Origin of the sequence: Micromonospora sp. DT4 (genome assembly GCF_049841675.1) — a bacterium.
In the GTDB taxonomy this organism is placed as follows: domain Bacteria; phylum Actinomycetota; class Actinomycetes; order Mycobacteriales; family Micromonosporaceae; genus Micromonospora.
In genome coordinates this window covers 1-1,724 of the sequence record NZ_JBNCKT010000267.1, presented here as the reverse complement: position 1 = coordinate 1,724, position 1,724 = coordinate 1, and the positions used below count along the sequence as shown (strand labels likewise).

Here is a 1,724-nt window from a genome sequence, read left to right as displayed (position 1 = left end):
CAGACCACCACAGAGCCCTCCAACAGCTGATCAGACAAGATCAACTTGCGGCGGCTTGACACAGGGCAACTCACGCCAGGAGGTTGGATGTCGCGCGTCCGCGTTCGGATCGATGTCACGACGCTTGCTGACGACGACGAGTTCGTTCTTGGTGAGGTGACCGACGAGCTGGCCGACGACCTCCGCGACGTCGGCGAGGTGGATCGAGTCGAACGCGCCGACGTCGACCCGGACGCCAAAGGCGTCGCCGAGCTCGCGCTCGGCGTGGTGACCGTATTGGTGGGCACCGACCCCGGCTATGTGCAGGCGTTTGTCGACGTGGTTCTGGCCTTCCTTCGACGCCACGACGGCCGCCGGGTGCACCTGCGAGTCGGTGACATCGAGCTGACCATCGACCGACCCACCAGCCGCCAGACGGACGAACTGATCAGCACGGTGCGGGCGGCGATCGAACGAGCCCACCCCTGATGGGACGGCACGCCCTGCTGCTTGGCACGGCCACCTATCCCGTCGACCACGAACTCGCGCCTCTTCCGTCGGTACGACAGGACGTGGCGCAGCTCAAGGCGCTGCTCGACGGTGCCGGCGAGTTCGACACCGTACGCGCCGCACTCGACCTGCCGGCCACACACCTGCGTCAGATCGTCGAGGAGTTCTACGGCGCACGGCGCACGGGCGACCTGGCGCTGCTCTATTACTCCGGCCACGGATTGCTGCACGGTGACGGTCAATCGTTGTTCCTGGCCGCAACGGACACGGTCAGCGGGCAGTTGCACACGTCCGCACTGGATGGTGACGGCACCCTGCGTCACCTGCTCAACGACACCAAGGCCAGCCAGAAGGTGGTCCTCCTCGACTGCTGCTTCTCCGGCGCGTTCACCGCCCGGCACCGGTTCCGAGGTGGGGTACGCGAAGAGCCGCGCCGCCTCAAGCGTCAACGCGGCACCTTCATTCTGACGTCCAGCACCCACATGAAGGCGTCGAAGGCTCAAGGGCCGGACTGCCCGTCGGTCTTCACTGAGGTGCTCCTCGACGGTCTGCGCGGGGCGGCCGAAGGACCCTCCGACGACGGTTGGATAACCAGCAACGACCTCTCCCGGTACGCCCTGACCGAGATGGCGCGGCGTCGCCACCACACTCCGGTCGAGTCGAGTGAGGGCGTTACCGAGCCGATCCGGCTGGTCGCGGCACCGAATTCCGTCGCCGCGGCAAGGCAGGTCACCGCCGTCACGGCGAGTCCGGCGGACGAGGCGCCGTTCGAGGCGGATCAGTGGCGTCGCCTGGTGACCTACTACGTCGACTGCATGCAGCGGTCCACCGTGCTGCAGTCGCTCATCGACCCGCAGCAGACGGGGTCGTACGTCGCCGCACCGCCGGGTTACGAGGCGGTCTTCACCTTGAAAACGCCTGTCAAACTCAGCGGTTCGGCCGCCAAACTCGCCGCCCGGGCCCGCGCCGACGGCAGAGAGCTGCAGTACGGCTACCCGGTCGTAGCCGTTCGACCGGCCCGACAGAAGCCACTCCGGCTCGCTCCGCTCCTAGCCCGAGTTTCCTAGATAAGTTGATCTTGGCTGGAGGCTTCGCTGGTCAGACCTTGTTTCGACGCCGGTGTGGCGTATGACCTAACTTCGTGGTGTCCATCGATGCAGGTCGAAGATGTCCATGAGGTGTTGCTGGATGGGGCTGGTCTCGGTGAGCATCCGGCGGGCTTTGGGCCGACCACC

At 66.2% G+C, this 1,724-nt stretch carries 1 protein-coding gene and 1 pseudogene; both read left to right on the top strand.

Going from position 1 to position 1,724, the window contains the following annotated elements; genetic code table 11:
• The first annotated feature begins 87 nt into the window (after window positions 1-87).
• Entirely contained in the window at window positions 88-468 is a 381-nt protein-coding gene (locus tag ACLQ24_RS29520; protein ID WP_425895011.1) for a hypothetical protein, read from the top strand.
• Window positions 468-1,541, top strand: a pseudogene (locus ACLQ24_RS29515) (caspase family protein); the annotation flags it as partial. The gene ACLQ24_RS29520 and the pseudogene ACLQ24_RS29515, both read left to right, overlap by 1 nt.
• Window positions 1,542-1,724: the final 183 nt, after the last annotated feature.